Origin of the sequence: Paenibacillus caseinilyticus (genome assembly GCF_027533645.1) — a bacterium.
Lineage (GTDB): Bacteria > Bacillota > Bacilli > Paenibacillales > NBRC-103111 > Paenibacillus_G > Paenibacillus_G caseinilyticus.
On record NZ_JAQAGY010000003.1, the window covers coordinates 194,070 to 219,844 of the forward strand.

Below are 25,775 nucleotides of genomic sequence, written 5' to 3' on the forward strand. Positions count from 1 at the left end.
TAGCTCTTACATTGATTCATTGATTGTATCAAAAAGCGGGGATTACCTCCAATTCCGCTCCAGGTTCCCTGCCAGAGCTGCCTCTATCTGACACTAGCAAAGTCTGGTGCATCCTCTGCCCGTATGATAGAATATGAGAGTGAAAAAGAGAAAATTCGACAGCGTATGCCTGACCCTTCGGCATCCATGCCCGCAATTCTACTAAGCACACTGCCGGCCATGCCGGCTATCATAAGCAAATGGGAGAGGACTGCATTGCATTTGATTCGCAGTATCGGATCGTTCCGGACCTGGGGCGGGATTAAGAAGACGCTGTTTTCCGTGGCGTTGTTTACTTTTATGACGTCCAGCTTTTTATACTTTACCGGTCCCGGCGGCGATATCCGCCAGAAACTCGCCGAAACCGTCATTACCACCCAGCACCGCAGCTGGGCATGGATCTTCGTCGGCGCCGAGCGCCGGGATCAACTCGTGCAAGAGACGCGGGATGCCATCGAACGGGCCTCGAAGGAGAAGCAGGACATGAGCCTGCTCAAAATCCGCGGTACCCACGGCAGCGCCCGTTCTGCAGATGAACTCGTCAAGGTCGAGGACATCTCGGGCACGTTCTGGACAGGCAAGAAAATGTATGTGTACGATCCCAAGACGATCCGGGTCATGACTCCGTCGAAGGTGGGCGAAGGCGAGAAAATCACTTCCATGGTGGACCGGACCGGAGCGGTTGCCGGCGTCAACGGCGGAAGCTTCGACGACCCCGAGGGACTCGGCAACGGCTTCGCCGCCATCGGCATGATCATCTCCGGCGGAGACATCGTCTTTACGGACCAGGACGGCAGCATTCCCCAGCATATCGTGGGCTTCACCAAAGAAGGCGTCCTGGTGGTCGGCAAGTATGATGCCTTTGAACTGAGAAAAATGGGCATCTCCGAAGCGGTATCGTTCTATCCGCGCCTCATTGCCAACGGCAAGCCGCTCATCACCAGCGGCGACGGCGGATGGGGCCGCGCACCCCGTACCGCTGTTGGCCAGAAGGCCGACGGTACGGTGATCTTCATCGTGATCGACGGCCGCCAGAAGCACAGCGTGGGCGCTACGCTCAAGGAGGTTCAGGACCTGTTCCTCAAAGAAGGAGTTATCAATGCGGGGAACCTGGACGGCGGTGCCTCTTCCGAGCTCGTATACAAGGGAGACGACGACCAAAGCCAGCTGCTCTCGAAGCCGTCGAGCCGTTATGGCGAGCGCAGACTGCCCTCCGCGTTCCTGGTGTATGACGATCCCGAATCGGTGCAGGCTATCCGGATCTGGGATGGTGTGGACAAGATCGATGCCGGTGGATCGTACGACCATCCGGAATTCCTGAAGGAACAGGCGGAGAAGAAGGCGAACCAGCCTGCGACGACGACCAAACCGGCAGCGGAGAAATCCAAGACGACGGCCGAACCGCAGCCGACGAATACCGGCAGCAAAACCACGGATCCCAAGAAATCAACGGGCACCCCGCCAACCGACTCCAAGACGGCGCCTTCGAAGACCGATCCGAAGGGGACTACGCCGGCATCCGGAGGCGGCACCGGCAAGACGGGTGGAACCGGTTCAGGCACAACAGGGAGCGGTACAGGTTCGGGCACGACGGGCACCGGTACGCAGGAGCCTTCCACGGGTAAGCCGGCCGGAGCGAATGCCTCTACCGAGGAGAAGCAGTCGGAGGATAACGGAACCGGCGGCACGACGAACGGCAGCGGTCCCCCTGCAGCGGGAACCCCGGACAGCAGCAAACCGGCGGCCCCTAGTGCGCCCGCTTCCGGTACGAAGTCCGATACCGTCTCCCCGCCAGCCCAAGGGACAGCCGGGGAGACGACCCCCGCTCCGGCTACGAAACCGGCCGTGCCGGTGGAACCGCCGCCGGCGTCCGCTCCGGTCTCCACGGGAACGGCGGCAGAAGGACAGGCCAAACCATAAACTCTTATGGTAATAGCTGAGGCATCTTCGAACTTGAACCCAAACGCACTTTAAAAGCAAAAAGGCACGGTCCCCTCCCAGATGAGGAACCCGTGCCTTTTTTTATACCCTTTTCAATGCTTCGCGATTCGCTTCTATCGTAGCTTCGATATCTTCGTCGGTATGGGCCACAGAGACGAACATGCCTTCGAACTGGGACGGCGCGATCGAGACGCCTGCATCCAGCAGCCCTTCGAAATAACGGTTGAACGCACCCAGATCGGATGTCTTCGCCGTCTCGTAGTTGATGACCGTCTCGCCGGTGAAGAACGGGCAGACCATCGACCCGACCCGGTTGATGACCGAAGCGATCCCGCGCTCCTTAGCGTTGGCTGTGAAACCCTCTTCCAGCCGTGCCGCTTTGCGTTCCAGTTCTTCGTACACGCCCGGTTCGCCCAGCAGCTTCAGCGTAGTATACCCTGCAGCCATCGCAAGCGGATTACCGGATAACGTGCCTGCTTGGTAGATCGGTCCCGCCGGAGCGATCCGCTCCATGATCTCCCGCTTGCCGCCGTAAGCGCCTACCGGCAGACCGCCCCCGATGATTTTGCCCATGCAGGTCAGGTCCGGCGTGATGCCGAAGCGTCCCTGTGCACTGTTCAAGCCCACACGGAAGCCGGTCATCACCTCGTCGAAGATAAGCAGGCTGCCATAGGCCGTCGTAATCTCCCGGAGCCCCTCCAGGAATCCTGGCAGCGGAGGCACGACGCCCATATTCCCGGCCACGGGTTCGACGATGACCGCTGCAATCTCCTCGCCGAATTTCTCGAAGGCCATCTTGATGGAGTCGGGATCGTTGTACGGCACGGTAATCGTGTTCACAGCTACGCCTTCGGGTACGCCCGGGCTGTCCGGCAGCCCCAGTGTCGCCACGCCCGATCCTGCTTTGATCAGCAGGGAATCGGCATGACCGTGATAGCAGCCTTCGAACTTGAGGATTTTGCTGCGGCCGGTATAGCCCCTCGCCAGACGCAGCGCGCTCATGGTCGCCTCCGTACCGGAGTTCACCATGCGCACGAGCTCCATGGAAGGCATCCGCTCGGTCACCAGCTTGGCCATGCGGGTTTCGAGCTCGGTCGGTGCGCCGAAGCTCGTGCCGAGCTCCGCCGTCCGCTTGACTGCTTCAATGACTTCCGGATGGGCATGACCCAGAATAAGAGGTCCCCAGGAACCGATATAGTCGATGAATTCATTGCCGTCGATGTCATAGACCCGAGAGCCTGCTCCTCGTTGGATGAATAATGGCGTCAGCCCGACGGATTTGAAGGCACGGACAGGAGAGTTGACTCCGCCCGGAATGTATTGTTTCGCTTCTTCGAAAGCCTGCGCAGACTGCGCATCGGACCGTTTACGCTGTTCTTTCATCCCTCTCACACCTTTACCGGGTAATATCCAGCAGGCAGGCGCCGGACTAACGGGGGAACGTATTCCCTTCCGATACCGGCGCACTTCGCCGCTCGATTACTTCGTTACGAGTTGTTCGTACACCGATTCGCTGAGCGCTTCCATGTAGAGCGGATCCGTATTCAAGGAACGCGTACGCTCCAGATGCAGGCCCAGCTCACGGGCGGTCTTCTGCGCTTCGATATCGAGATCGTAGAGGACCTCCAAGTGATCCGACACGAAGCCGACCGGACAGACGAGGACTTCCTTCGTCTGGCCTTCTTCCTGTAGGGTCTTCATGACCTCCAGGATATCCGGACCAAGCCAAGGCACACCGGTTTGACCCGCACTCTGCCAGCCGAACTGCCAGCGTGACAGACCCACTTCATCGGCAATCGCCTTGGACGTGGCGAGCAGCTGCTCCGGATACGGATCTTTCATCTCCAGAATTTTCTCCGGGAGGCTGTGCGCCGTGAACAGAACCTGCACCCGCTCCTTAGCCCCCTCGCCGAACTTCCCAAGCGCCTCTTCGACTCGGATGCTAAGGGCTTCGATGAGTGCCGGATGCAGATGATAGCTCTGCACGAAGCGGATCGGCAGACCGAGCGCCTCTGCCTTTTCTTTGGCACGCTTGATGTACCCGCCGACGCTCATGACCGAGTAATGCGGAGCAAGGACGATGCCCACCGCTTCCGCCACTCCATCCTGCGCCATCCGCTCTACTCCATCTTCGATGAACGGAGCCGCATGCTTCAAGCCCTGATAGCAGACGAATTCCGTATCGGGATATTTCTCGTTAAGACGGGCCTCGAGCGCCTGCACCTGCTTGTCTGTATTCTCTCTCAGCGGGAACACGCCGCCTACAATCGCTTCGTACCGGCTGCGCAGATCTTCGAGCTGTTCGGCCGTTGGCGGGTGGCCGCGGCGGATATGCGTATAATAAGCTTCGATGCCTTCCAGACTCTCCGGTGTTCCGTAGGACATGACGAGCACGCCTACTTTTTTTTGCTCATTCCCGCTCATGGTCAGACCCCGCTTTCCTGTTTGAACGCCCCTCGCGCCTTGATCGCCTCACGCGAGTAGTCGTGAATATAGTCCGTCAGTTCCTTCAGTTTCTCCAGCGAAGCTTCGGGGAAGAGGCCGTGTCCGAGGTTAAATACGTACCCCGGCTCCTGAATGCCTTCGTCAATAATGGCCTTCGCCTGCTCTTGAATCACTTTCATCGGTGCCGTGAGCACATAAGGGTCCAGGTTGCCCTGTACCGCGTAACGCGGGCCTACCCGGCGCCGGCCCTCGTTGATCGGCACTCTCCAGTCGAGGCCGATCACATCAGCTTCGATGCCCTGGAGATGGGGCAGAAGTTCGCCCGACGCTACGCCCGGGAAGTAGATCTTGGGCTGCTCCAGATGCTTCAGCTCGGCGAAGATCCGCTGGATCGTCGGCAGCACATAGACGCGAAAATCCGCAGGAGACAGTGCGCCAATCCAGCTGTCGAACAGCTGCACAGCCTTGGCTCCGGCGGCGATATGGCTCTTCAGGTAGGTGATGACCATGTCGCCCAGCTTGTCCATCAGCTGGAACCAGACCGCCGGTTCGCCATACATCAGCCCCTTCGTACGGATATAACTCTTGGACGGTTTGCCTTCGATCAGATAAGAGGCAAGCGTAAATGGCGCTCCCGCGAACGTGATCAAGGGCACCTGCAGATCCGCGCTCAGAATCTCGATTGTCTTCAGCACATGGGAGAGGTCCTTCTCCACTTGAATCGGACGCAGTCTCTCCACATCCGCTGCGGAACGAATCGGGTTGTCGATGACCGGACCGATGTTCTTCACGATGTCAAAATCGATGCCGATGGAGGCGACCGGATTCATGATGTCGGAGTAGAGAATCGCGGCATCTACGCCCAATTTGCGTACCGGCATCAGGGTAACTTCCGCGGCAAGCTCCGGCTGCTGGCAGATTTCGAGCAGGCTGTATTTTTCTTTGATTTTACGGTAATCGGGATCGTAGCGCCCTGCCTGACGCATATACCAGACGGGCAGCGTGTCTACGGATTCTTTCTTACAAGCACGGATAAACCGATCGTTATAGTTCATGAGGATTCCTCTTTTCCGCTTACTTCCATAGTCTACTTCTCATTATGCCCTATTTGAAAGCGGGTAACAACTTCCGCCCGCCGCTCTTTCCGACGAATTGTTGACATGGCTCCGCAAGAAATTCGAGCAGATCATCTTGCGGCTGAAACCGCCCCGGCATCCTATGTAAGCAGCTTGAGTATGGGTCTTGATCTGTTCAGAGCGAGAGCACTTCACCCAAAAAAACCGCCTTGCCCCCTCAGCGGGATGCACGGCGGTTCGGCCATCGGGTGTCAGGCACGGGTGATCCAGCGAGCGATATCCTTGGCGAAATACGTGATGATCATATCGGCCCCGGCACGCTTGAATCCGACCATCGTCTCCAGCACGATCGAACGCTCGTCGATCCAGCCTTGTGCCGCCGCCGCCTTCACCATCGAATATTCCGCACTGACGTTGTACGCGCAGATCGGCAGATCATAACGGTCACGCAGTGTCCGGATGATGTCCATGTAGGCCAGCGCCGGCTTCACCATCAGCATATCGGCGCCTTCCGCCACATCGGCGTCCGCTTCCCGCAGGGCTTCACGACCGTTGGCCGGATCCATCTGGTACGTCTTGCGGTCGCCGAATTGCGGTGTGGAATGTGCGGCATCCCGGAAAGGGCCGTAGAAGGAAGAGGCATACTTGACCGAGTACGACAGAATTGGCACATTCTCATAGCCTGCTTCATCGAGTCCCTGCCGGATGGCATAGACGAAGCCGTCCATCATGTTCGAGGGCGCAATCACATCGGCGCCTGCTTCCGCCTGGGAGACCGCTGTGCGGGCGAGCAGTTCGAGCGATGCGTCATTCACCACATCCGCGCGCTGCTTCGCTTCGTCGTAATGCACGACGCCGCAGTGGCCGTGGTCTGTGAATTGGCACAGACACGTATCCGCGATCACCAGCAGCTCCGGATCCCACGACTTGATCAGCCGGGTCGCCTGCTGCACGATACCGTTCGGGTCGAATGCCGAGCTGCCGTGGGCATCCTTCTCATGCGGCACGCCGAACAGCAGCACGGCCGGCAGGCCGAGAGCGGATACTTCCGCAATCTCTTCCTGCAGACGGTCGAGCGAGAAGTGGTACACGCCGGGCATCGACGGGATCTCTTCTTTGATATTCGTACCGTGCGTGACAAAGATCGGGTAGATGAGATCGTTAAGCGTGACGTCGTTCTCTCGAACCAAGCGGCGCATCGCGGCTGAAGAACGGAGACGACGGTTGCGTACTAAGGGAAAAGCCATGTTATTCTCCTCCTGACAAGGGACACCGCCGGCCAAGTAGCCGGCGGGAGCCCCCTACTCGTATAGTGAAGCTACCAAGGAAGCTACCGTAGCTTCCTTGGCCATATAATCCACCTGCAGCCCGGCTTCAACCGCCGTGTGGGCAGTAACCGGACCGATGCAGGCAATCTTGCAGCCGCGGAGCAGCTCCAAAGGCTGGGCTTCGCCCGCTTCGCGCAGAGCCTGGATCAGATTCGTGACGGTAGACGAGCTCGTGAAGGTAACCGTATGAATCGCCTTCTGTCTCAGAAGCTCGAGCACTTCAGCACCGCCCTCCGTCTCGAGCACGGTCTCATAAATGTCGATCTTCCGGACATGCAGCCCCCGGTCGCGAAGACCTGCAGGCAGGTCATCCTTGGCAATATCGGCGGTAGGCAGAAGCACCTGCTGCCCCGGCTGCAATTCACCCGCCAGCTGTTCCAGCAGAGCCGAGCCTTGGAATTCGGCAGGTACCGTCTCGACAACGAGCCCCCGCTGTTCCAGGGCAGCCGCTGTCTTGGGGCCCACGGCAGCGATACGTGCTTTCCCCATCGAACGGACATCCACCTTGAGTTCACGGAGCCGCTCGAAGAACGATTCCACGCCGTTCACGCTGGTGAAGAAGATCCAGTCGTATCCGCCAAGGTTACGCAGCGCTTCATCGCGAAGCGACTGGGCTTCCGGACGGCTCGAGGGCTGAGTCCGGATGACCGGGAACTCGACGGCTTCGCCGCCCAGCTCATCGATCTGCGCGGACAGCTCGCTGCTCTGACTCCGGGCCCGCGTAACGAGAACGCGGCGTCCGAACAGCGGCTTTTTCTCGAACCAGGCGAGCTTCTCCCGGAGCCGGACCACTTCGCCGACAATCGTAACTGCAGGTGACTGGAAGCCGGCCGCACGGACCTTCTCCACGATATCCGTCAGGGTTCCCGTCAGGGTCTCCTGCTCCATCCAGGTCCCCCACCGGATCAGCGCCACCGGCGTATCGGCCGATTTGCCCCCCTGCATGAGCTGGGTACAGATATGCTCCAGATTGGCTACGCCCATGAGGAAGATGAGGGTTCCCGACGCCTGGGCCAGGTTCTCCCAGTTCACGTTGTTATACGTTTTATTCTTATATTCGTGTCCTGTCACAATCGAGAAAGAAGACGTAAAATCTCTGTGCGTCACCGGAATCCCCGCATAGGCAGGTACGGCGATAGAGGAGGTAATCCCGGGCACAATCTCGAACAAAATATCATTCTCGGCAAGCAGCTCCGCCTCTTCCCCTACCCGTCCGAAGACACTCGGGTCGCCGCCCTTCAGACGGGTAACGGTTTTGCCTTGCAGCGCCAAATCCACGAGCAGCTGATTGATCTCCTCCTGCTTCAGCATATGCTTGTCAGGCAGCTTGCCTACGAAGATCTTCTCCGCTCCCGGTTTCATATGGCTGAGCAGCCTTGGACTTGCCAACCGGTCGTACACCACAACATCCGCTCTTTGAATCGCCTCCAGCCCCCGAAGCGTAATCAGCTTCGGATCCCCGGGCCCGGCACCCACCAAATAAACGACACCCTTCTTCAACCGAATCTCCCCCAGTCCTGACTCTGCTGCGCAGGTTCAGATATTCCGCTGCAGGCACGCGGAGGATAGAACGCTCCGTCTATACCTGCATCCCATGAAATCAGTGCCCGCCGGCTTCTCTCTATTCTTCTCTTGCTGCAGCAAGCAGCTCCGCTGCTCCCTGGGCAATCAAAGCCTCTGCGAGCTGGCGTCCAAGCTGGTCCGGATCGGTTCCGGTCCGTGTTTCTTTGAGCATCGTCTTGCCGTCCGGCGAACCGACCATGCCGGTCAGCTTCACGTGCGGTCTGCCGTCGGTCTCTTCCCCGGTCAGCTCCCCATAAGCGCCGATCGGCACCTGGCAGCCGCCATTCAAGCGGCCGAGAAAGCTGCGCTCGGCCGCAACGGCTACAGCCGTCGGTTCGTGAAGATACTTTGACAGCAGGTTCAGTACAAACTCATTATCGCTTCGGCATTCAATGCATAGCGCACCTTGCCCTACGGCAGGCAAGCACAGCTCCGCAGGAAGGTAGCTCGAGATCCGGTCGCTCCACCCGATCCGGTGCAGGCCCGCTGCCGCCAGCAGAATGGCATCGAAGCCTTCGGTCTCCAGCTTGCGCAGCCTCGAATCGATATTCCCGCGGATCGGCTCGATCACGAGATCGGGCCGGTAGTTCTGGAGCTGGGAAGCGCGCCGGAGGGAGCTCGTACCTACCTTCGCTCCCTTCGGCAGATCGTCAATGGTCTTCCCTTCCCTCATGATGAGACAGTCTCTCGGGTCTTCCCGCAGGGGCACCGCTCCCACAATCAGCCCTTCAGGCAGTTCGAAGGGCATGTCCTTCATGCTGTGCACGGCCAGGTCCACTTCCCCGTCAAGCAGCGCCTGTTCGATTTCCTTCACGAACAAGCCCTTGCCGCCGACCTTGGACAAGGTAACATCCAGAATCCGGTCTCCCTTGGTCACGATCTTCCTCAGTTCAAATTCCGCTTCGATACCGTGTTCTTTGCACAGTGCCCGGAGATGGTCGATGACCTGCCCGGTTTGCGTCAGCGCCAAAGCGCTCTGCCTGGTTCCTACCACAATGGTGCGCATGCGATTGTCAGCCCCTTTATCTGTCCTTTATCCTTATCCATCCTTTATCTTCCTGCCGGACCAGCTCTATGTATTCTCTTGTCTCTCATCCCGGCTGCTGTCTTGGGTAAGGAGCCATTCGCCGGCCCGTCTTACTCCGAAGAGCGTCGGTTCCTTCCTCAATCGCTCCAGCAGGCCCTCTCTGAGTCCGTCTCTCCCAGCCGGATTCCGCTGAAGAACTTCCAGCAGGGGCCAGTGCAGCATCTCGCGAAACATCTCCTGCCTGACCTGCGTATCCGTCTCCCCTTCGCGGACCGCCCCACGCAGATCGTGCAGCAGGTCCAGGTATGGTTCATAGGCGGCATCGAATATGTCCTCTATCTTCCGTTTGAGTGAGGCTGCGAGAGCCGGACTCGCTCCCGATGTGGAGACGGCCACGGTCAGACGGCCGCGGCGGACGACAGCCGGCACCAGGAATCCTCCGGCGCTCTGCTCATCTGCCATGGAGAACAGCTTGTCCATCTGCTCCGCTTCTTTCTTGACCTGTTCATTGACCTCGGCCTGGTCGGTCGCCGCGAACACCAGCCGCGCTTCCCCCAGCTCCGGCAGCCCGGGCCTGTATTCCTCCCGGCGAATGCCTAAGCTCCCCTCTTCCCTCCACGCTTCGAGCTGCGGCGTAACCTCCGGGGAGATCACCCATACTTTCGCTCCCGCTTCGATCAGGGAGCCTGCCTTCCGCTGTGCTACGTTCCCCCCGCCGACAATGACGCACACCCGGTTAACCATATCGAGCATGATCGGATAGTAGGCTTTGCCGCCCATCCCGCTGCCCCCTTTTGCCCCTAGGACCACTGGTGAAATGAAGTATAATAGTTTGCCAGCACAAAGTTCAAAAAAGTAATGGCAAACGCCGCCAGATTCCATTGGGCGAGCCGATTGCCCGGTGCCTTCATCCACAACCGCTGCAGAAGATAGAAGATGTATGCCAAAAATACAAACCAGGAATTAATAACTTTCGGATCGTAGAACAGCGAGGTGTCGCCCTCCAATGAAATCCAGACGATACCCAGCATGATCGTCAGCAGCAGCAGGGGGGCCCCAATAACCACAGCCACCATAGCATACTGGTCCGTCTTCTCCAAGCTCGGCAGCCGCTGCATCAACTGGCTCCACTTCTTCTCTTTGAGCTTGCGGTGCAGGAACAGGTACATCCCCGAAAAAACAGCGGATACGACGAAAGCCGCATATCCTGCGGCGGCCAGTGTAATGTGAATAAACAGCAGCTCGTCATTGATGTCCCAATGCGAAAGCGTAGGGGACATGCCCGGCTTGCTGAATATATTGAGCGCCAGCGTAGCAAAACCAAACACATTCACTACGAAAACGAACAGTTCGATTCGGATGAACCGATTGACGATCAGCGAGATCGTTACAAGCAGCCAGGAAACCAGGAAAAGCGTCTCTCCCGTCGATAAAGCCGATAAGGAGGTGTCCACCGCCAGACTGTAACCCAGGTAGACGGTCTGCAGCACCCAGACAAACAAAAGCAACCCTGCGCCCATCCGTTTGGCACTTCGGTTCGGACCGACGAAGTCCGAGAAGTAGAACAGGAGGCTCAGGGCGTAAATATAAAGAATGGCATCGTACAGCCAAGTTTGAGTGACCATGATGTTCCTTTCCGGTCAGGCTTTGGCCAGCGCATCAACAGAGGCAGGCACTCTCACTTTGCTCAGCAGTTCTTCTTTGATCCGCTCGCCGGCGGCTTCCGCTTCCTGCTGGCGCATCGCCCGTTCCACCTGTTTTTGCTCGGCCAGCTGCTCCTCCAAAGCGAAAATTGTTGTGAACATCTCGAGCGCCTCATCCCCATGACGCTCGGCAGCCATTTCTTTGATACGGACAATCGGATCCCGCAGCATCTGGTTGACAATGCTCTTCGTTAACTTGCGGATGACCTTCAATTCCCGTTCGTCGAGATCCGGCAGTTTCTTCATGAGGCTCTCCATCGTATCCTCATGAATCGAGGCAGCTTTCGTCTGCAGGGCCTGAATGACCGGTGTTACCCCCAGCGTCTTCGTCCATTGTTCGAATGCCGCCATCTCCGCCCCGATCATGTCTTCGATCTGAACCGCAGCCTTATGCCGCTCTTCCATATGCGAATTCACGAGCGATTGGAGGTTATCGATATCGTAGAGGAATACATTGGGCATATCTCCAAGCCGCGGATCAAGATCCCGCGGTACCGCAATATCAATCATGAACAGCGGCCTCGAACGACGCCGCTGCAGAATACAGGATACCTGCTCAGCGGTGAGGACGTAGCCGGACGCTCCGGTGGAGGAGATCACAATATCGGCCTCTTCGAGATGATCCAGCAGCCGGTCCATCGTGCTCGCGACGCCATCGAATTTATCCGCGAGTTCCTTCGCGCGGCCCAGCGTGCGGTTGACGACGATCACTTTGTCCGCACCGTTCGCGTACAAATGCTTGACCGTCAGTTCGCTCATCTTCCCGGCACCGATAATCAGGACCTTCTTGCCTTTATAGGTGCCGAAGATCCGCTTCCCGAGCTCGACAGCCGCGTAGCTCACCGAAACCGGATTCTCGCCGATGCCGGTCTCCGTGTGGGCGCGCTTGGCCATCGTTACCGCCTGCTTGAACAAGGTGTTGAAGAGCACCCCGGTCGTCTTCTCCTTCTGTGCCAGCAGGAACGCATCGCGGACCTGTCCGAGTATCTGGGTCTCCCCGATCACCATGGAATCGAGTCCGCTCGTTACCCGGAACAGATGATTAATGGCTTTCTCGTTCTCGTAAACGTACAGGTGCTTGTTAAATTGATCCTTAGGCACGCCGAACCACTTTTCCATAAAACTGCGCAAATGATGGCCGCACAGCTGCTGGGTGTCTACTGCCACGTACAGTTCCGTCCGGTTGCAGGTGCCCACAATCACGCACTCCATGATACTGCTTGTTGCCTTCAGCTCCTCGAGCGCCCGTGGCAAATCTCCTTCGGCGAATGCAAATTTCTCTCTGATGGCTACTGGTGCTGTACGATAATTCAGACCCGCCACGACGATATGCATGTGGTTCACCTGCCTCCTCCTTTGATGTGTTGTCATCTATTATAACATACTTGTCCGACCTGCTTCGACAAGATTTATGAACTTTTTTTGAGCATGGAGCACTCCCCCTAAATCCCCCACAAGCCTATGCTTGCGAAGCAAGTTGTGCTGTGCAAAACTCTCAGGGGTCCCAATGGACCCGCCCCCTAGCCCCCACAGTCTTCGAAGGAGGGCGTGTGCTGGGATCGCTTTTCCTCCTTGCGCGAAGACCGGCTCCGGCTAACGCCTCGCCGTCCGGACAAGGATACGCTATACGCCGTGCGGTAACATCGCAGGAACGAGATCCGGGGCACAGACGCATGGCTGCGCGGGTGCGTGCCGGGATCGCGTCCGTACCTGGGTGATGTTATGCTTCCTCGCAGAAGCATAACATCACCCAGGTACACGCTTTACGCAGTCGCAGAGCGATGGCTGCCTCGCAGCGCTCGGTGGCCGCAGGGACGGCCGACTGGCTCCTCCGGTCGCCAGCGGCCGACACCTGATGCATAGCGGCCGGCTCCCCGGCGGGAAGCGGCCCTTAGAACCTATAACGAGTTAATTTAGATCTAGTCCAAATCTTATATCTCTACAATACAACAAATCGCCTGCTGTATCATGAACGTCTAATGAAAAAAGCATGAAACTTCGTCCACTGTCCGAAAACGGCATCCAGCTTACACCCTACCATGGATCAACCTATTCGGACAGTGACCAAGGTCACGGGATGCGACAAGCCCACCGTTGTTAGTTTTTTCCCAGCCGTGAACCCGATATACAAACTAAGGCAGTTTTTTCTTCAAAAATTCGGTCAACGCCTCGTCCGCCTCGGCCATACGGTCGTTTTTCGAACCCGCTATCGATCCATTCGAAGAAACCAGCTCGCCGTACGAAGCATAAAGCTCACCATAGAGCCGCCCCGCAGCAGCCAAGGTCTGAAGCTCATCCGGCTTCAAGGGACGGCTCCCGCCGACCTGCAGGCGCAGCAGGTACTGCATCAGCGTCTGCAGGGAAGACAGCGGCGACATCTCTTCTTCTCCATAAGCAAGTGCCAGATGCCCATGGGCGAACTGCGCGGAATACAGGGCCTGACGCAAAGCGTTGAGCTCCTCGGTATTCTGACTCTCGGTACTCTCCAGCAGGTAACTGTTCAGCCGCTCCATCTGGAACAGCGATACCTGGTAGAGCAGCTTCTCTGCGGGTTCTTGGGGCGCTTTCGCACCCAGCAGTTCCGCGATTTGGAGCAGCGGCCATAGGATCAACAGGGCAACCACCGTATACATAAACCATTTCTTTCGTGTCCGCTTCATTCCCTCTCCCCTTTTTTCATGCTCCGCGGCAAGGAACTCCTGAGAGCATTGTATGGGACAGGGATAAAAGAAATAACCACGGATTGCTCCGTGGTTATCTTATGTTCATTGTTTATTATTTGACGAGTTGTTCTTGTTTCAGCGCAGGTGTTTCCACTTGCAGTTCACCCATGCCCCGAACCAATTTCTTTGCATGTGTCGTAGCCGGCTTCAGCACGGACAGCATGTGTTCGATAGCGATTTGAGGATCAACAGTCTCACCACATGTGTAGCAGTCAAGAGCTGCAAAACCTCTCTCAGGATACGTGTGAATGGAGAGATGACTTTCTGACAGCAGTACCAGTACAGTTGCCCCTTGGGGTTCAAATTGCTTGGACTGAACGGACAATACAGTTGCACCACAAACCTCAGCAGCTTCTACCATTTGTGCTTGCAGCCACTCTGCATTATTCAGTAGATCAAAATCTACTCCCCAAGTGTCTACAGCTACGTGTCTTCCGAAAGTTGAATATTCCATCTTCCGGTTCCCCCTTCCTAGGAATAAAATGTTGTAAAAATTTCATCCGCTAGGACCTACGTCATTCACTTCCCGAGGGATAAATCTCTCGCAACATAACATGTCCTGAGTGAATCCTGGTTCCTATTTTGTTTTCATCCTTGTGACTCTCGCTTGCAATCAACGAAAATAAAAATAACATCTCTAGATCAGAATTGCAATACTTTTTTCAAAATGAGCTGTAAAGTTTTGTCGAGAGATTCCAATACATGAACAAATTATGTCCGCTGCTTGTCTGTTGTGTTTAGGCATCCGCCCATCTTTAGGCCCCGCATCAGTAATTCGCTGTTCAAATCCGCCATGGAGGGACGCCCAGCGGCAAATCAAAACCCCGCAAGCCTGGGCCGCGGGGTGGGAGGTGTTATATTAGGCTTCGAGTACAAACAGGCGGTGAGTGAGCTTCTGCAGCCTCTCATCGATATGCTCGCGTAACGAGACGTCCTTCAGCTCGTTTCTTAAGTCCAGCAGTCCGTTCACCTGGAACCGGAGCGACTGGATTTCATGTTCCACATTGTTCTTGAGGAACATCTGCTGCAGCTCGCCGAGCGTATCTTTATATTCATAAATGAGTTTATCGGATAGGTCTGTTTTTTCTACGATTTTGACTACTGCACCTTGCTTGTACGTATACTCCATCGTATAAGCCGGATAAATCCGGTTGACTACGGCATCACCTTTGTATGTCGATACGGCTTTGCGCATCAAATTCACGAGGTCTTTATTCCGGATGCGGCATGTGCCCTGGCAGATGTACAAGTTGTTTTTGCGCTCGAACGACAGGTTAATTTCCTCTCCCGAATCGTCCGGCAGTACCACCTCTTGGTTTCCGTTTTCTAATACTTTGACTTGCAGGGAGGCTCCTTGATCCACAAACATCTGAATAAAACCAACCATCTCGGCTTCCGTTAACTGTAGGCAGGTTTTGACGTATTCGGTCGCTAACCTATTTGCCATAAAAATCCCTCGATTCATTTTTTTCGAACCTTGCAGCCTCAATATTTCTTCAGTTGTTCTATATACATTATACTACATATTTATTTAATATTCCTGCTGGACATTCATTGATTTTCGCCGGAATTCAGAAAATTTCGCTTTCTCCGTTGAAGAACACGAAGTAACTTCCAAATCCCTCGCTTTCCCACCCAAGTTTGTACGGTTCCCTACGGGATTCCCTTCGCTTGCAACGAGAATGGTGGGCCTGTCCTCTATAGCATCCATTACCCCGAACGAACCCTTTTGAACCGATCCAACCCGGTCCAAAAGCAAAAAAACCGTCTCCGGCGGCAGCTGCCGCAGAAACGGTTCCTAGGTTTGAAATCAGTAAATTACGCTTCCGTACCGTCCGAGGCTGCAGCCGCTTCTTCCTCAACGGCAGATTCTGCAGTCCGAGCAGGATCCGGTTCCGTTCCGGGTGGCACGTATCCGATCCGGTTCTCGATCAGGCCCCACAGCTCGTCCTTGCCGACTCCGAGCTCGGAAGAGAACAGGATCATCGGATCTTCCTTATCGGTCCCGAGCGTCTCCCTGACGATCTTCAGATGCTTCTGCCACTTGCCGCGCGGGATCTTGTCCGCTTTGGTGACAACGATGCACATCGGCACGCCGTTATGCTTCAGCCAGGAATACATGGCCTGATCGTCCTTGGAGGGCGGATGGCGCACATCGATAATGAGCAGAACGAGCTTCAGCGGCTCGCGCTCCGTCAAATACTGCTCGATAAATTTGCCCCACTTCGCCCTCTCCGTCTTGGACACCTGCGCATAACCGTATCCCGGCAAATCTACGAAGAATAAGTCCTGGTTAATCCGGTAATAGTTGAGCTGCTGGGTCTTGCCCGGCTTGGACGACGTACGTGCGAGGTTCTTGCGTTGAATCATGCGGTTGATGAGCGAAGACTTGCCTACATTAGAACGCCCTGCCAGAGCAATCTCCGGCAAGGCATCGGCAGGATATTGGCTCGGACCAACCGCACTGATGACGAATTCAGCTTGATTGACTTTCATGACATATCCTCTCTGTGAACCAGGTTACAGTATTAGACTCGGGCCGGCTTCACCAGCGCGTACTCGAGGACTTCATCCATGTGCGAGACCGGATAGAACGTCAGTTCGCTGCGCACGCTCTCGGGAATATCATCGATATCCTTGGCATTATCCTTCGGCAGAATAATCGTCCGGATACCGGCCCGGTGCGCGGCCATGGATTTTTCTTTGAGACCGCCGATCGGCAGCACCCGTCCCCTGAGGGTAATCTCGCCGGTCATCGCCACGTGGCGGGAGACAGGAATGTTCGTGAGCGCGGAGATCAGCGCCGTACCCATCGTAATGCCGGCGGAAGGACCGTCCTTCGGAATGGCACCCTCAGGGATATGAATGTGAATATCGAATTTCTCGTGAAAATCGGGCTGGATCTGGAACTGCTCCACCCGTGAACGGGTATAGCTGAAAGCAGCCTGGGCCGATTCCTTCATGACGTCTCCGAGCTTGCCCGTCAGGGTCAGCTTGCCGTTGCCCGGCATGACGGTCACCTCGATGACCAGCGTTTCGCCGCCCACCTCCGTCCAGGCGAGACCTGTCACGGACCCTACCTGGTCCCGCTCCTCGGCCATGCCGTAGCGGAATTTCGGGTTGCCGAGGAAATCCTTCAGGTTCTCCGCCTGCACATGGACGCTCGGCGCACCGCCGACGATCTGTTTGGCCGCTTTGCGGCAGATCGAGGAGATCTGCTGCTCCAGGTTCCGTACACCCGCTTCGCGGGTATACTCCCGGACCGTCTTCATTAGAGCGGCCTCGTCCACGGCGAGCTGGCTGTCTTCGAGTCCGTGATCGCGCTGCTGCTTCGGCAGCAGGTACTTCTGGCCGATGTGCAGCTTCTCGACCTCCGTGTACCCCGGAATATAAAGCACTTCCATCCGGTCAAGCAGCGGGCGCGGGATATTCTGAATGACATTCGCGGTAGTTACGAACATCACGTTCGACAGGTCGAACGGCACTTCGATATAGTGGTCGCTGAACGTCCCGTTCTGCTCCGGATCGAGTACCTCCAGCAGAGCGGATGCCGGGTCTCCGCGGAAGTCCATCGCCATCTTGTCGATCTCGTCGAGCAGAAAGACCGGATTGTTCGTACCCGCCGTCTTCATCCCTTGGATGATGCGTCCGGGCATGGCTCCCACATAGGTGCGGCGGTGTCCGCGGATCTCCGCCTCGTCCCGTACGCCGCCGAGCGAGATCCGGACGAATTCGCGCCCAAGCGATCTTGCGATGGAGCGGGCGATGGAAGTCTTGCCGACTCCTGGAGGCCCCGCCAGGCACAAGATGGGACCCTTGAGCTTCTTGACGAGCTTCTGCACCGCCAAGTACTCCAGCACGCGCTCCTTGGGCTTCTCGAGTCCGTAATGGTCTTCGTTCAGGATCTCTTCGGCCTTCTGGATATCGAGGTCGTCTTCGGTCTCCAGATTCCAAGGCAATCCGAGCAGCCAATCGATATAGTTGCGGATCACGGAGCCTTCCGCCGAAGTCGACGGCATCTTCTCCAGCCGGTCGATCTCCTTCTCGATCTTCTCGCGGACTTTCTCCGGCACGTTGTTCTCGCTGAGCTGGTTGCGCAGATCCTCCACTTCGCCGGCCCGGCCTTCCTTGTCGCCCAGTTCCTTCTGGATCGCCTTCATCTGCTCGCGCAGATAGTACTCCTTCTGGGTCTTCTCCATCTGCTTCTTGACGCGCTGTGAGATCTTGCGCTCGAGCTCCAGCACTTCCCGCTCGTTGTTCAGAATCGCCAACAGCTTCTCGAGGCGGTCTTTGACATCGACGGTTTCGAGGATTTCCTGTTTATCTTTAATCTTAAGCGACAGGTGACTGCAGATCACGTCCGCCAGACGTCCCGGTTCATCGATATCGGATACGGCCGCGAGGGTCTCCGGCGTCACTTTCTTCGATAGGTTGATATAATGCTCGAACTGGCTAAGCACCGTCCGCATGAGGGCATCAATCTCGGGGTCGGAGGTCTCCTGCTCGGGAAGCTCCTTCACCGTCACTTCGTAATACTCTTCATTGGTCAAAAATTCGGTAATCTCGGCCCGTACGACTCCCTCGACTAGGACACGGATCGTCCCGTTGGGCAGTTTCAGCATCTGCCGTACTTTGGCGATGGTGCCGACGCGGTAAATGTCTTCGGTCTTCGGTTCCTCGATGTTCACTTCCGACTGCGAGCAGAGCAGAATCATGCTGTCGTCGACCATGGCTTTCTCCAGGGCGCGAACCGACTTCTCCCTGCCTACGTCCAAGTGGAGCACCATACTCGGATATACGAGCAGCCCCCGAAGCGGCAGCAGCGGCAGACGCCGCATTTTATGTTTACTCGGTCCCATCCCGCGAGCACCTCCAGACTTAGGGTTCAATGCTGTGAATCCCATTTTAACAAAATCCATTTCAAAACACCAATGGGCCCCTTGCTCCCAGCCGGAGAAAAAAGAGAGACGCCGGACGCCCCCTTAAGGGGCATCGGCGTGCAGAATCGTAACGGAGGCGGGAGAGAGCCCATCTTGGGGCAGGGCCACCGTCTCCTCCGACAGCATAAATTCCTGGCCCAGCGCATGATGCAGCGCCTCTTCGATCGTCTCGACCGGAATGACCTGCAGTCCGTTCAGATCCGCGAAGATCTCCTGCCAGTTCTCTTTGGGGATAATGACCTTCGTCGCTCCTGCCTGGAATGCGGCCTCCACTTTGGCGATCACGCCTCCAACCGGTTTGATCCGGCCGTGAATCGAAATCTCGCCGGTCATCGCCAGGTGGTTGTCAACCGGCACCCTCCGGATGGCGGATGTGATGGCGATCGCCATCGACACGCCCGCGGACGGACCGTCGATCGGGGTTCCTCCCGGAAAGTTGATATGAAGATCGTAATCATACGGCTTGATGTTAAGCCGCCGGAGCACGGTCAGCACATTCTCGACGGAACCGCGGGCCATGCTCTTGCGCCGCAGCGTCCGGGACCCTCCCCCCATCTCCTCTTCGTCCACCACCCCGGTGATCGTGAACTTCCCAGCTCCGGTGGCCGCGGGAATCGCGGTGACCTCGATATCCATTAGGGTGCCAAGGTTCGGCCCATACACGGCCAGCCCGTTGACCAGCCCGACTTCCGGCTGGCCGGCAATCTTCTTCTCGGGCCGCGGGGGAATCTGGGAGGAGTTCACCACCCACTCGATGTCCGCCGCGGTGACTTCGCGCCGCTGGTCCGTCAGCGCCATCCCGGCTGCAAGCTGAATGACATTGACCGCTTCGCGGCCGTTGGTGGCGTATTTCTTGACCACTTCAATGGCCGGCTCGCTCACAGGGAACCCGATCTTCTGCAGTGCCTTCGAAGCAATATCCCCGATCTCGCCGGGCAGCAGCGGACGGAAGTAGATCTCCATGCAGCGCGAGCGGATAGCCGGCGGCAGCTCCTGGGGATTGCGGGTTGTCGCGCCGACGAGACGAAAGTCCGCCGGAAGCCCGTTCTGGAACACGTCGTGAATGTAGCCCGGGACATTCGAATCCTCGGAATTATAGTACGCGCTCTCCAGGAAGACCTTCCGGTCCTCCAGTACCTTTAATAATTTATTCATCTGATGCGGATGCAATTCACCGATCTCGTCAATAAACAGAATGCCGCCGTGGGCTTTGGTTACCGCCCCCGGCTTGGGCTGGGGAATCCCCGCCACCCCCATCGCTCCAGCTCCCTGATAAATCGGGTCATGCACGGAACCGATCAGCGGATCCGCTATGCCGCGCTCATCGAAGCGGGCGGTCGTCGCGTCGATCTCGTTGAACTTCGCGTCCGGACGGAACGGCGATTCCGGATTCTTCTTCGCCTCTTCCAGCACCACTCTCGCGGCGGCAGTCTTCCCGACTCCGGGAGGGCCATAGATTATGACATGCTGAGGGTTCGCCCCGCAGAGAGCGGCTTTGAGTGCCCGCAAGCCTTCCTTCTGCCCTACGATGTCTTCCATCGCCGAGGGTCTCGTCTTCTCCGCAAGCGGCTTGTTCAGGGAGATGGAACGAAGCTTGCGCAGCTTCTCCAGCTCCTTCTTCGATTCTTTATCCACTGCCGTGCGGTTCGTCTGTTGGTTCCGCAGCAAATTCCAGAAATACATCCCGATAACAATGGCGAAAAACAGCTGAACGACCATCATTACAACCGTGATACTCAAGGACATCAGGCCTCCCATCGTCGCAGCGGAACAGCATAGCTGTACAGCCGCAACCATTCAATTAATATAATTGGTAGTATTGCCCTCTCATGGAAGCATTAATCCCGCAGCGGGGAGAAACTTTTTGGGGGAAGCTACTAGAGCAGGAAGTCGGAGTGAGAATCATTGGAGCAACATGACGCAGAGGAGGAAAGATATCATGGAGAGACACCGACGCTTACGAAGATGGCTGCTGAGACTGCTGCTGGGCGGACTGGCGGCCGGGATCCTTCCCGCGTTCGAACCCCCATCGGCCGCTGAGCAAGAGCAGCCCCCTGCTATCGACCAGCTGCTGCTGCCGGAGATTCGCACGGACTACCCCGCCCTATCCCAGACGGATATCCTGATTGATGTCGGACATGGAGGCGTTGACGGGGGAACCGTATTCGATCATATACTGGAGAAGGACATTAACCTGGCGATTGCCCGCAAAACCTATGAGGCCCTGCGCAGCAGCGGTTATACCGTACTGCTCGACCGGGTGGGAGACTATGCGCTGAGCAGCGACAACCGCTGGCTGAACAATCCTTCGAGGCATATCAAAGACCTCGCCCAGCGCAGCCATCTCGCCAAAGAAGTGGAGCCCAAAGTCATGGTCTCCCTGCATGTCAATTCGGCCAAGCGGCCATCGAAGCGCGGGGCCCTGCTCATCCACCAGAAAGGAGCCGAGAGCCGTAAGCTCGCAGGCTGCCTGCAGGAGGCCTTGAACCCGCTCTACGGAACGGATACGAAACCGGTCTACGGCCGCAGCTACTACCTGCTGAAGCATGTCCGGGCGCCGTCCGTCATTGTGGAAATGGGCTTCCTGACGAATGCGGAGGACCGCAGGCTGCTGACGGAGGAGGCCTCCCAGCAGCAGATTGCCGAGCGGATTGCCGCCGGGATCCGGACGTATCTGGATGTGCATTCGCGCTGAGAACCGAACCGCAAGCAAGAGCTCTGGCAGCCCCTAATTTCGGACATGCCCAAAGAGCCGGATTCCCCTGGAACCCGGCTTCAGTACGTCTGCCTTCTCTTTTGGATTCAGGGAATCCGCATCAGCTCGGACACGGGAACAAACTGCGCCCCCTGGGCTTCCCATACCGAAATAGATTCTCTTAGCACAGCGGCCGTATGCTTGCCCGGCGGCCCCACATGGCCGATGAGCACGGTAACCTCGTGGCTTTTGACGTGCTTCTGTACTTTCATTGCCTGCTTCAAGACATGGCTCCGCGTATAGATATCGTCCATGAAGATATGGTTCTCGGCCGTCTTCACGCCCATCTCCTTGGAGAGCTTGCGGATCACACTTTTATCCGTTGTCCGGCTGTCCAGGAAGAACAGCCCCCGCTCCGCGCATACCTTAAGGATCACCCGCATCACCCGTTCGTCCGCCGTGGCTCTGGACCCCATGTGGTTGTTAATGCCGATCGCATGCGGGACATCCTCAATGGCCGCAATGACCTTCTCCCGGATCTCGTCGTCGGTTAACCGCGTCGTAATCGCTCCCGGTCCCAGCCAGCTCGCCTTCCCTTTGCGGGGCTCCATCGGGAGATGGACGAGCACCTCTTTGCCCTTCTCATAAGCCCTCTCGGCATCCGCTTTGGTCGTGGGAAGAAACGGCATGACGGCCGCCGCAAAAGGAATCGGAAGTTCAAACATCTGCTCCGTTCCGTTCATGCTGTTGCCGAAATCGTCGATCACCACGGCAATCCGTTTACGCCCCGCTTCCTCAGCAAAGCCATCCGGAGCCAAGGCCGCCGTCACCAAAAGAAGCGTCGCGGTGAGGGCGATCCATCGTTTTCTCATGCCATCCACTCCCGTCAGGTCATAGCTAATCCTTGTTGGTATGTACCATCCCTGCCTCCTTTATGCATAAAAGAAAAGCCCTGCGCGGAAAGCACCCTACTTCGGCACTCTCGCACAAGGCTTGATTCTATTCCGTCTTACACTCCGGCGTGATTCTTGCGACCCGGAATCTCCCCGGTCCGCTCGAAGTGCTCGACGATGATGTCGATTTCTTTCTTGAGCTCGCTAAGCAGATCCGCTTCCGGTACCTTACGGATCATCTCCCCGTACCGGAACAGCATCCCTTCGCCCCGCGCGCCAGCAATGCCAATATCCGCTTCCCGCGCCTCGCCGGGACCGTTCACGGCGCAGCCCAGCACCGATACCTTGATCGGCACCTTGAGCTTCGAAATGTAGGCTTCCACCTCATTGGCAATCGAGAAGAGATCGATATCGAGTCGGCCGCAGGTCGGGCACGAAACCAGCGTAGCCGCATTCGTAATGAGCCCGAAGCTCTTCAGGAGCTCGCGGCATACTTTGACCTCTTCGACCGGATCGGCACTAAGCGAAATCCGGATCGTCGAGCCAATCCCCATACTTAAGAGAGCACCAAGGCCTGCGGCGCTCTTCACCGTTCCGGAGAAGAGTGTACCGGCCTCGGTAATCCCCAGATGAAGCGGATAACGGAAAGCCGCCGCGGCTTTGGTGTAGGCAGCTATCGCCATCGGCACGTCCGAAGCCTTCAGGGAGACGATGATGTCTCTAAAATCAAGCTCCTCGAGAATACCGATGTGGTAGAGGGCGCTCTCCACCATCGCATCCGGGGTTGGATAACCATACTTCTCCAGGAGATGGTTCTCCAGGGAACCGGCATTCACGCCGATCCGGATCGGAATCCCGCGTTCTTTGCAAGCCTTCACGACCGCTTCCACCTTCTCGCGGCGTCCAATATTGCCCGGGTTGATGCGGACCTTGTCAATGCCGTTCTCAATGGCCATTAAGGCAAGCCGGTGGTCAAAGTGAATGTCGGCCACAAGGGGAATCGAGATCTGTTTCTTGATCTCTTTGATCGCTTCGGCCGCTTCTTTGTTATTGACCGTCACCCGGACGATCTGGCACCCCGCTTCTTCGAGGCGGTGGATCTCGGCGACCGTTGCGGCTACGTCAGCTGTCTTTGTTGTACACATACTCTGGATGATTACTTCATTGCTGCCGCCGATCGTCAGGTTCCCGACCCGGACCGGTACCGTCTCTGTTCTATGGAACATGTATGGTTTTCTCTCCCATGATACCAAACATCCTCCACTCCGAAGACATGTCCCGGGGGGCTCCCGGGACACCGAACCGCTTCGGATGGAGGTGCTTGGTCTTATAGTATCTCTCGCTTACGCGCTTTCTTCCTTCTTCTTCACGGACTGGGCGTCGAGAGCGGTGATTTGCGGAGCGATCTTCGCCTGTACCGCCTCTTTCGTGACGACACACTTGGAGTTCTCGCCGCGGGATGGCGCTTCGTACATGACTTCGAGCATGATGCCCTCGATAATCGCACGCAGCCCCCGTGCTCCCGTATTGCGTTTGATCGCTTCTTTGGCGATTTCCTCCAGCGCTTCCGCATCGAACTCGAGCGTCAGGTTATCCATGTCAAGCAGCTTCTGGTACTGCTTCACAAGGGCGTTCTTCGGCTCGGTCAGAATACGGACGAGTGCTGCTTCGTCCAGCGGCTCCAAAGTCGAGATGACCGGGAGACGGCCGACGAACTCGGGAATAAGACCGAATTTCAGAAGGTCTTCCGGCAGCACCAAAGAAAGGTACTCGCCCGGCTTCAGGTCGGCCTTGAGGCCGTCCGTACCGAAACCGATGACTTTCTTGCCGATCCGGCGCTTGATGATCTGCTCGAGGCCGTCGAAGGCGCCGCCGCAGATGAACAAGATGTTCGTCGTATCGATCTGGATAAATTCTTGATGCGGGTGCTTGCGTCCGCCCTGCGGTGGAACGGAAGCTACCGTACCTTCGAGGATCTTGAGCAGCGCCTGCTGCACGCCTTCGCCCGAGACGTCGCGGGTAATGGACGGGTTCTCGGATTTGCGGGCCACTTTATCGATCTCATCGATATAGATAATGCCGCGCTCGGCCTTCTCGACATCGTAATCGGCTGCCTGGATAAGCTTCAGCAGGATGTTCTCCACGTCTTCGCCCACATAGCCGGCTTCCGTCAAGGAAGTGGCATCCGCGATAGCAAACGGCACGTTGAGAATCTTGGCGAGGGTTTGCGCCAAAAGCGTCTTCCCGCTCCCCGTAGGACCGACCAGCACGATGTTGGACTTCTGAAGTTCCACATCTTCGACCTTGCCCTGCTGGGTGTTGATCCGCTTGTAATGGTTATATACGGCAACGGAGAGGGATTTCTTCGCCTGTTCCTGACCGATGACGTAAGAATCCAGAATCGCACGGATTTCCATCGGCTTCGGTACGTCTTTCAGATCGAGTTCTTCCTCATGACCGAGCTCTTCCTCTACGATTTCCGTGCAGAGTTCGATGCACTCGTCGCATATATATACGCCGGGACCGGCAACCAGCTTGCGTACCTGCTCCTGTGATTTGCCGCAGAAGGAGCATTTCAGCTGACCTTTTTCATCGTTAAATTTAAACATGGGATCACTCCTTTTCTAGGTCAAGTCACTGCGAGTGATAACCGCATCAATGAGCCCGTATTCCTTGGCTTCCGCCGCGCTCATGAAGTTGTCTCGGTCCGTGTCGCGTTCGATTTTTTCGTAAGGCTGTCCCGTACGCGCCACATATATTTCATTGAGCTTCTGCTTCGTCTTGATGATCCAGTCAGCGTGGATCTTGATGTCCGAAGCCTGGCCGCGAACGCCGCCCAGCGGCTGGTGAATCATCACTTCGCTGTTCGGAAGCGCGAAGCGCTTGCCCGGCGCGCCGGCCGTCAGCAGAAGGGAGCCCATGCTGGCCGCGAGGCCTACGCAGATGGTCGAAACGTCCGGTTTAATAAATTGCATTGTATCATAAATACCCATCCCGGCGGTTACCGAACCACCCGGCGAGTTAATGTACAGATGGATGTCTTTATCCGGATCCGCTGCCGCCAGAAACAGCAGTTGGGCAATGACCAGGTTAGCGACGTCATCGTCAATCGCGCTGCCCAAAAAGATGATACGGTCTTTGAGCAAACGCGAATAAATATCATATGAGCGCTCGCCGCGACCTTCTTGTTCCACAACCATTGGTACCAGAGTCATCTATTCCAACCCCTTTACTTCATGAAATGCAGTACGTTAAAGTGCCTTACTATCGTATTGTAGCATAAATCTTCCGCAAAAGCCCAATCCTCCCCCTAAATCCCCCTCCCGAGGGGGACCCCATGGGCTGCACCCCTGGACCCGCTGAATTGCGGGGGACCTGAGCGGACAAAGGGAGCTTCGATGG

21 protein-coding genes are annotated in these 25,775 nt (G+C 56.9%); 2 read left to right on the forward strand and 19 right to left on the reverse strand.

Going from position 1 to position 25,775, the window contains the following annotated elements; translation table 11 throughout:
• The first annotated feature begins 255 nt into the window (after window positions 1-255).
• A complete protein-coding gene (locus tag O9H32_RS06400) occupies window positions 256-1,959 on the forward strand; it encodes a phosphodiester glycosidase family protein (protein WP_269865060.1) in 1,704 nt (567 codons plus the stop codon).
• Between the two features lie 102 nt (window positions 1,960-2,061).
• Here O9H32_RS06400 and hemL read toward each other — a convergent pair whose 3' ends face one another.
• The 15 genes from hemL to lonB form a co-directional block, all read right to left on the reverse strand.
• Complete coding sequence (gene hemL / locus O9H32_RS06405; protein ID WP_269865061.1) at window positions 2,062-3,363, reverse strand: glutamate-1-semialdehyde 2,1-aminomutase; 1,302 nt, start codon at window positions 3,361-3,363, stop codon at window positions 2,062-2,064.
• 96 nt (window positions 3,364-3,459) lie between these two features.
• Window positions 3,460-4,404, reverse strand: coding sequence for a ferrochelatase (hemH, locus tag O9H32_RS06410; RefSeq protein WP_269865062.1), 945 nt, complete (start codon window positions 4,402-4,404; stop codon window positions 3,460-3,462).
• A gap of 2 nt (window positions 4,405-4,406) precedes the next feature.
• Window positions 4,407-5,480: a uroporphyrinogen decarboxylase gene (hemE, locus tag O9H32_RS06415; RefSeq protein ID WP_269865064.1), complete on the reverse strand. Its 1,074-nt coding sequence runs from the start codon at window positions 5,478-5,480 to the stop codon at window positions 4,407-4,409.
• A 272-nt stretch (window positions 5,481-5,752) separates the two neighbouring features.
• A complete protein-coding gene (hemB, locus tag O9H32_RS06420; RefSeq protein ID WP_269865066.1) occupies window positions 5,753-6,748 on the reverse strand; it encodes a porphobilinogen synthase in 996 nt (331 codons plus the stop codon).
• Window positions 6,749-6,802: 54 nt separating this feature from the next.
• Window positions 6,803-8,329: a uroporphyrinogen-III C-methyltransferase gene (gene cobA, locus O9H32_RS06425; RefSeq protein ID WP_269865068.1), complete on the reverse strand. Its 1,527-nt coding sequence runs from the start codon at window positions 8,327-8,329 to the stop codon at window positions 6,803-6,805.
• Between the two features lie 121 nt (window positions 8,330-8,450).
• Window positions 8,451-9,398, reverse strand: coding sequence for a hydroxymethylbilane synthase (gene hemC, locus O9H32_RS06430; RefSeq protein ID WP_269865069.1), 948 nt, complete (start codon window positions 9,396-9,398; stop codon window positions 8,451-8,453).
• Window positions 9,399-9,464: 66 nt separating this feature from the next.
• On the reverse strand, window positions 9,465-10,199 hold the full coding sequence (locus tag O9H32_RS06435) for a precorrin-2 dehydrogenase/sirohydrochlorin ferrochelatase family protein (protein WP_269865070.1): 735 nt from the start codon (window positions 10,197-10,199) through the stop codon (window positions 9,465-9,467).
• Between the two features lie 20 nt (window positions 10,200-10,219).
• Window positions 10,220-11,044: a cytochrome c biogenesis protein CcsA gene (ccsA, locus tag O9H32_RS06440; protein ID WP_269865072.1), complete on the reverse strand. Its 825-nt coding sequence runs from the start codon at window positions 11,042-11,044 to the stop codon at window positions 10,220-10,222.
• Window positions 11,045-11,059: 15 nt separating this feature from the next.
• Window positions 11,060-12,457: a glutamyl-tRNA reductase gene (gene hemA / locus O9H32_RS06445; RefSeq protein ID WP_269865395.1), complete on the reverse strand. Its 1,398-nt coding sequence runs from the start codon at window positions 12,455-12,457 to the stop codon at window positions 11,060-11,062.
• Window positions 12,458-13,254: 797 nt separating this feature from the next.
• A complete protein-coding gene (locus O9H32_RS06450; protein ID WP_269865074.1) occupies window positions 13,255-13,782 on the reverse strand; it encodes an S-adenosylmethionine decarboxylase in 528 nt (175 codons plus the stop codon).
• Between the two features lie 115 nt (window positions 13,783-13,897).
• The gene (gene speD, locus O9H32_RS06455; RefSeq protein WP_269865076.1) at window positions 13,898-14,299 is read right to left on the reverse strand and encodes an adenosylmethionine decarboxylase; all 402 of its coding nucleotides are present in this window, start codon (window positions 14,297-14,299) and stop codon (window positions 13,898-13,900) included.
• A 405-nt stretch (window positions 14,300-14,704) separates the two neighbouring features.
• Window positions 14,705-15,292, reverse strand: coding sequence for a non-ribosomal peptide synthetase module (locus tag O9H32_RS06460; protein ID WP_269865078.1), 588 nt, complete (start codon window positions 15,290-15,292; stop codon window positions 14,705-14,707).
• A 371-nt stretch (window positions 15,293-15,663) separates the two neighbouring features.
• A complete protein-coding gene (yihA, locus tag O9H32_RS06465; RefSeq protein ID WP_269865079.1) occupies window positions 15,664-16,341 on the reverse strand; it encodes a ribosome biogenesis GTP-binding protein YihA/YsxC in 678 nt (225 codons plus the stop codon).
• A gap of 32 nt (window positions 16,342-16,373) precedes the next feature.
• Complete coding sequence (gene lon / locus O9H32_RS06470) at window positions 16,374-18,704, reverse strand: endopeptidase La (protein WP_269865081.1); 2,331 nt, start codon at window positions 18,702-18,704, stop codon at window positions 16,374-16,376.
• Window positions 18,705-18,827: 123 nt separating this feature from the next.
• Entirely contained in the window at window positions 18,828-20,531 is a 1,704-nt protein-coding gene (gene lonB / locus O9H32_RS06475; protein WP_406627262.1) for an ATP-dependent protease LonB, read from the reverse strand.
• Window positions 20,532-20,724: 193 nt separating this feature from the next.
• Here lonB and O9H32_RS06480 point away from each other — a divergent pair, with 193 nt between their 5' ends.
• Window positions 20,725-21,480, forward strand: a complete 756-nt coding sequence (locus O9H32_RS06480) for an N-acetylmuramoyl-L-alanine amidase family protein (protein ID WP_269865085.1) — start codon at window positions 20,725-20,727, stop codon at window positions 21,478-21,480.
• A gap of 107 nt (window positions 21,481-21,587) precedes the next feature.
• Here O9H32_RS06480 and O9H32_RS06485 read toward each other — a convergent pair whose 3' ends face one another.
• From O9H32_RS06485 to clpP, 4 genes are all read right to left on the reverse strand, one after another.
• Window positions 21,588-22,352 carry a divergent polysaccharide deacetylase family protein gene (locus tag O9H32_RS06485; RefSeq protein ID WP_269865086.1) on the reverse strand — a complete coding sequence of 255 codons (765 nt, stop codon included), beginning with the start codon at window positions 22,350-22,352 and terminating at the stop codon, window positions 21,588-21,590.
• 137 nt (window positions 22,353-22,489) lie between these two features.
• Window positions 22,490-23,599 (reverse strand): flavodoxin-dependent (E)-4-hydroxy-3-methylbut-2-enyl-diphosphate synthase, encoded by a 1,110-nt coding sequence (ispG, locus tag O9H32_RS06490; RefSeq protein WP_269865088.1) that lies wholly within the window; start codon window positions 23,597-23,599, stop codon window positions 22,490-22,492.
• Window positions 23,600-23,716: 117 nt separating this feature from the next.
• Complete coding sequence (gene clpX, locus O9H32_RS06495; RefSeq protein WP_269865089.1) at window positions 23,717-24,982, reverse strand: ATP-dependent protease ATP-binding subunit ClpX; 1,266 nt, start codon at window positions 24,980-24,982, stop codon at window positions 23,717-23,719.
• 15 nt (window positions 24,983-24,997) lie between these two features.
• Complete coding sequence (gene clpP, locus O9H32_RS06500; RefSeq protein WP_269865091.1) at window positions 24,998-25,588, reverse strand: ATP-dependent Clp endopeptidase proteolytic subunit ClpP; 591 nt, start codon at window positions 25,586-25,588, stop codon at window positions 24,998-25,000.
• Between the last annotated feature and the right edge of the window lie 187 nt (window positions 25,589-25,775).

Coding starts and splice junctions, on each gene's coding strand:
- O9H32_RS06435 (WP_269865070.1), bottom strand. CDS start 10,199: ATGGGCGGCAAAGCCTACTATCCGATCATGCTCGATATGGTTAACCGG.
- O9H32_RS06485 (WP_269865086.1), bottom strand. CDS start 22,352: ATGAGAAAACGATGGATCGCCCTCACCGCGACGCTTCTTTTGGTGACG.
- hemH (WP_269865062.1), bottom strand. CDS start 4,404: ATGAGCGGGAATGAGCAAAAAAAAGTAGGCGTGCTCGTCATGTCCTAC.
- O9H32_RS06480 (WP_269865085.1), top strand. CDS start 20,725: ATGGAGAGACACCGACGCTTACGAAGATGGCTGCTGAGACTGCTGCTG.
- hemE (WP_269865064.1), bottom strand. CDS start 5,480: ATGAACTATAACGATCGGTTTATCCGTGCTTGTAAGAAAGAATCCGTA.
- hemL (WP_269865061.1), bottom strand. CDS start 3,363: ATGAAAGAACAGCGTAAACGGTCCGATGCGCAGTCTGCGCAGGCTTTC.
- clpX (WP_269865089.1), bottom strand. CDS start 24,982: ATGTTTAAATTTAACGATGAAAAAGGTCAGCTGAAATGCTCCTTCTGC.
- hemA (WP_269865395.1), bottom strand. CDS start 12,457: ATGCATATCGTCGTGGCGGGTCTGAATTATCGTACAGCACCAGTAGCC.
- lonB (WP_406627262.1), bottom strand. CDS start 20,531: ATGTCCTTGAGTATCACGGTTGTAATGATGGTCGTTCAGCTGTTTTTC.
- ispG (WP_269865088.1), bottom strand. CDS start 23,599: ATGTTCCATAGAACAGAGACGGTACCGGTCCGGGTCGGGAACCTGACG.
- yihA (WP_269865079.1), bottom strand. CDS start 16,341: ATGAAAGTCAATCAAGCTGAATTCGTCATCAGTGCGGTTGGTCCGAGC.
- O9H32_RS06450 (WP_269865074.1), bottom strand. CDS start 13,782: ATGAAGCGGACACGAAAGAAATGGTTTATGTATACGGTGGTTGCCCTG.
- clpP (WP_269865091.1), bottom strand. CDS start 25,588: ATGACTCTGGTACCAATGGTTGTGGAACAAGAAGGTCGCGGCGAGCGC.
- lon (WP_269865081.1), bottom strand. CDS start 18,704: ATGGGACCGAGTAAACATAAAATGCGGCGTCTGCCGCTGCTGCCGCTT.
- hemB (WP_269865066.1), bottom strand. CDS start 6,748: ATGGCTTTTCCCTTAGTACGCAACCGTCGTCTCCGTTCTTCAGCCGCG.
- O9H32_RS06460 (WP_269865078.1), bottom strand. CDS start 15,292: ATGGCAAATAGGTTAGCGACCGAATACGTCAAAACCTGCCTACAGTTA.
- ccsA (WP_269865072.1), bottom strand. CDS start 11,044: ATGGTCACTCAAACTTGGCTGTACGATGCCATTCTTTATATTTACGCC.
- hemC (WP_269865069.1), bottom strand. CDS start 9,398: ATGCGCACCATTGTGGTAGGAACCAGGCAGAGCGCTTTGGCGCTGACG.
- speD (WP_269865076.1), bottom strand. CDS start 14,299: ATGGAATATTCAACTTTCGGAAGACACGTAGCTGTAGACACTTGGGGA.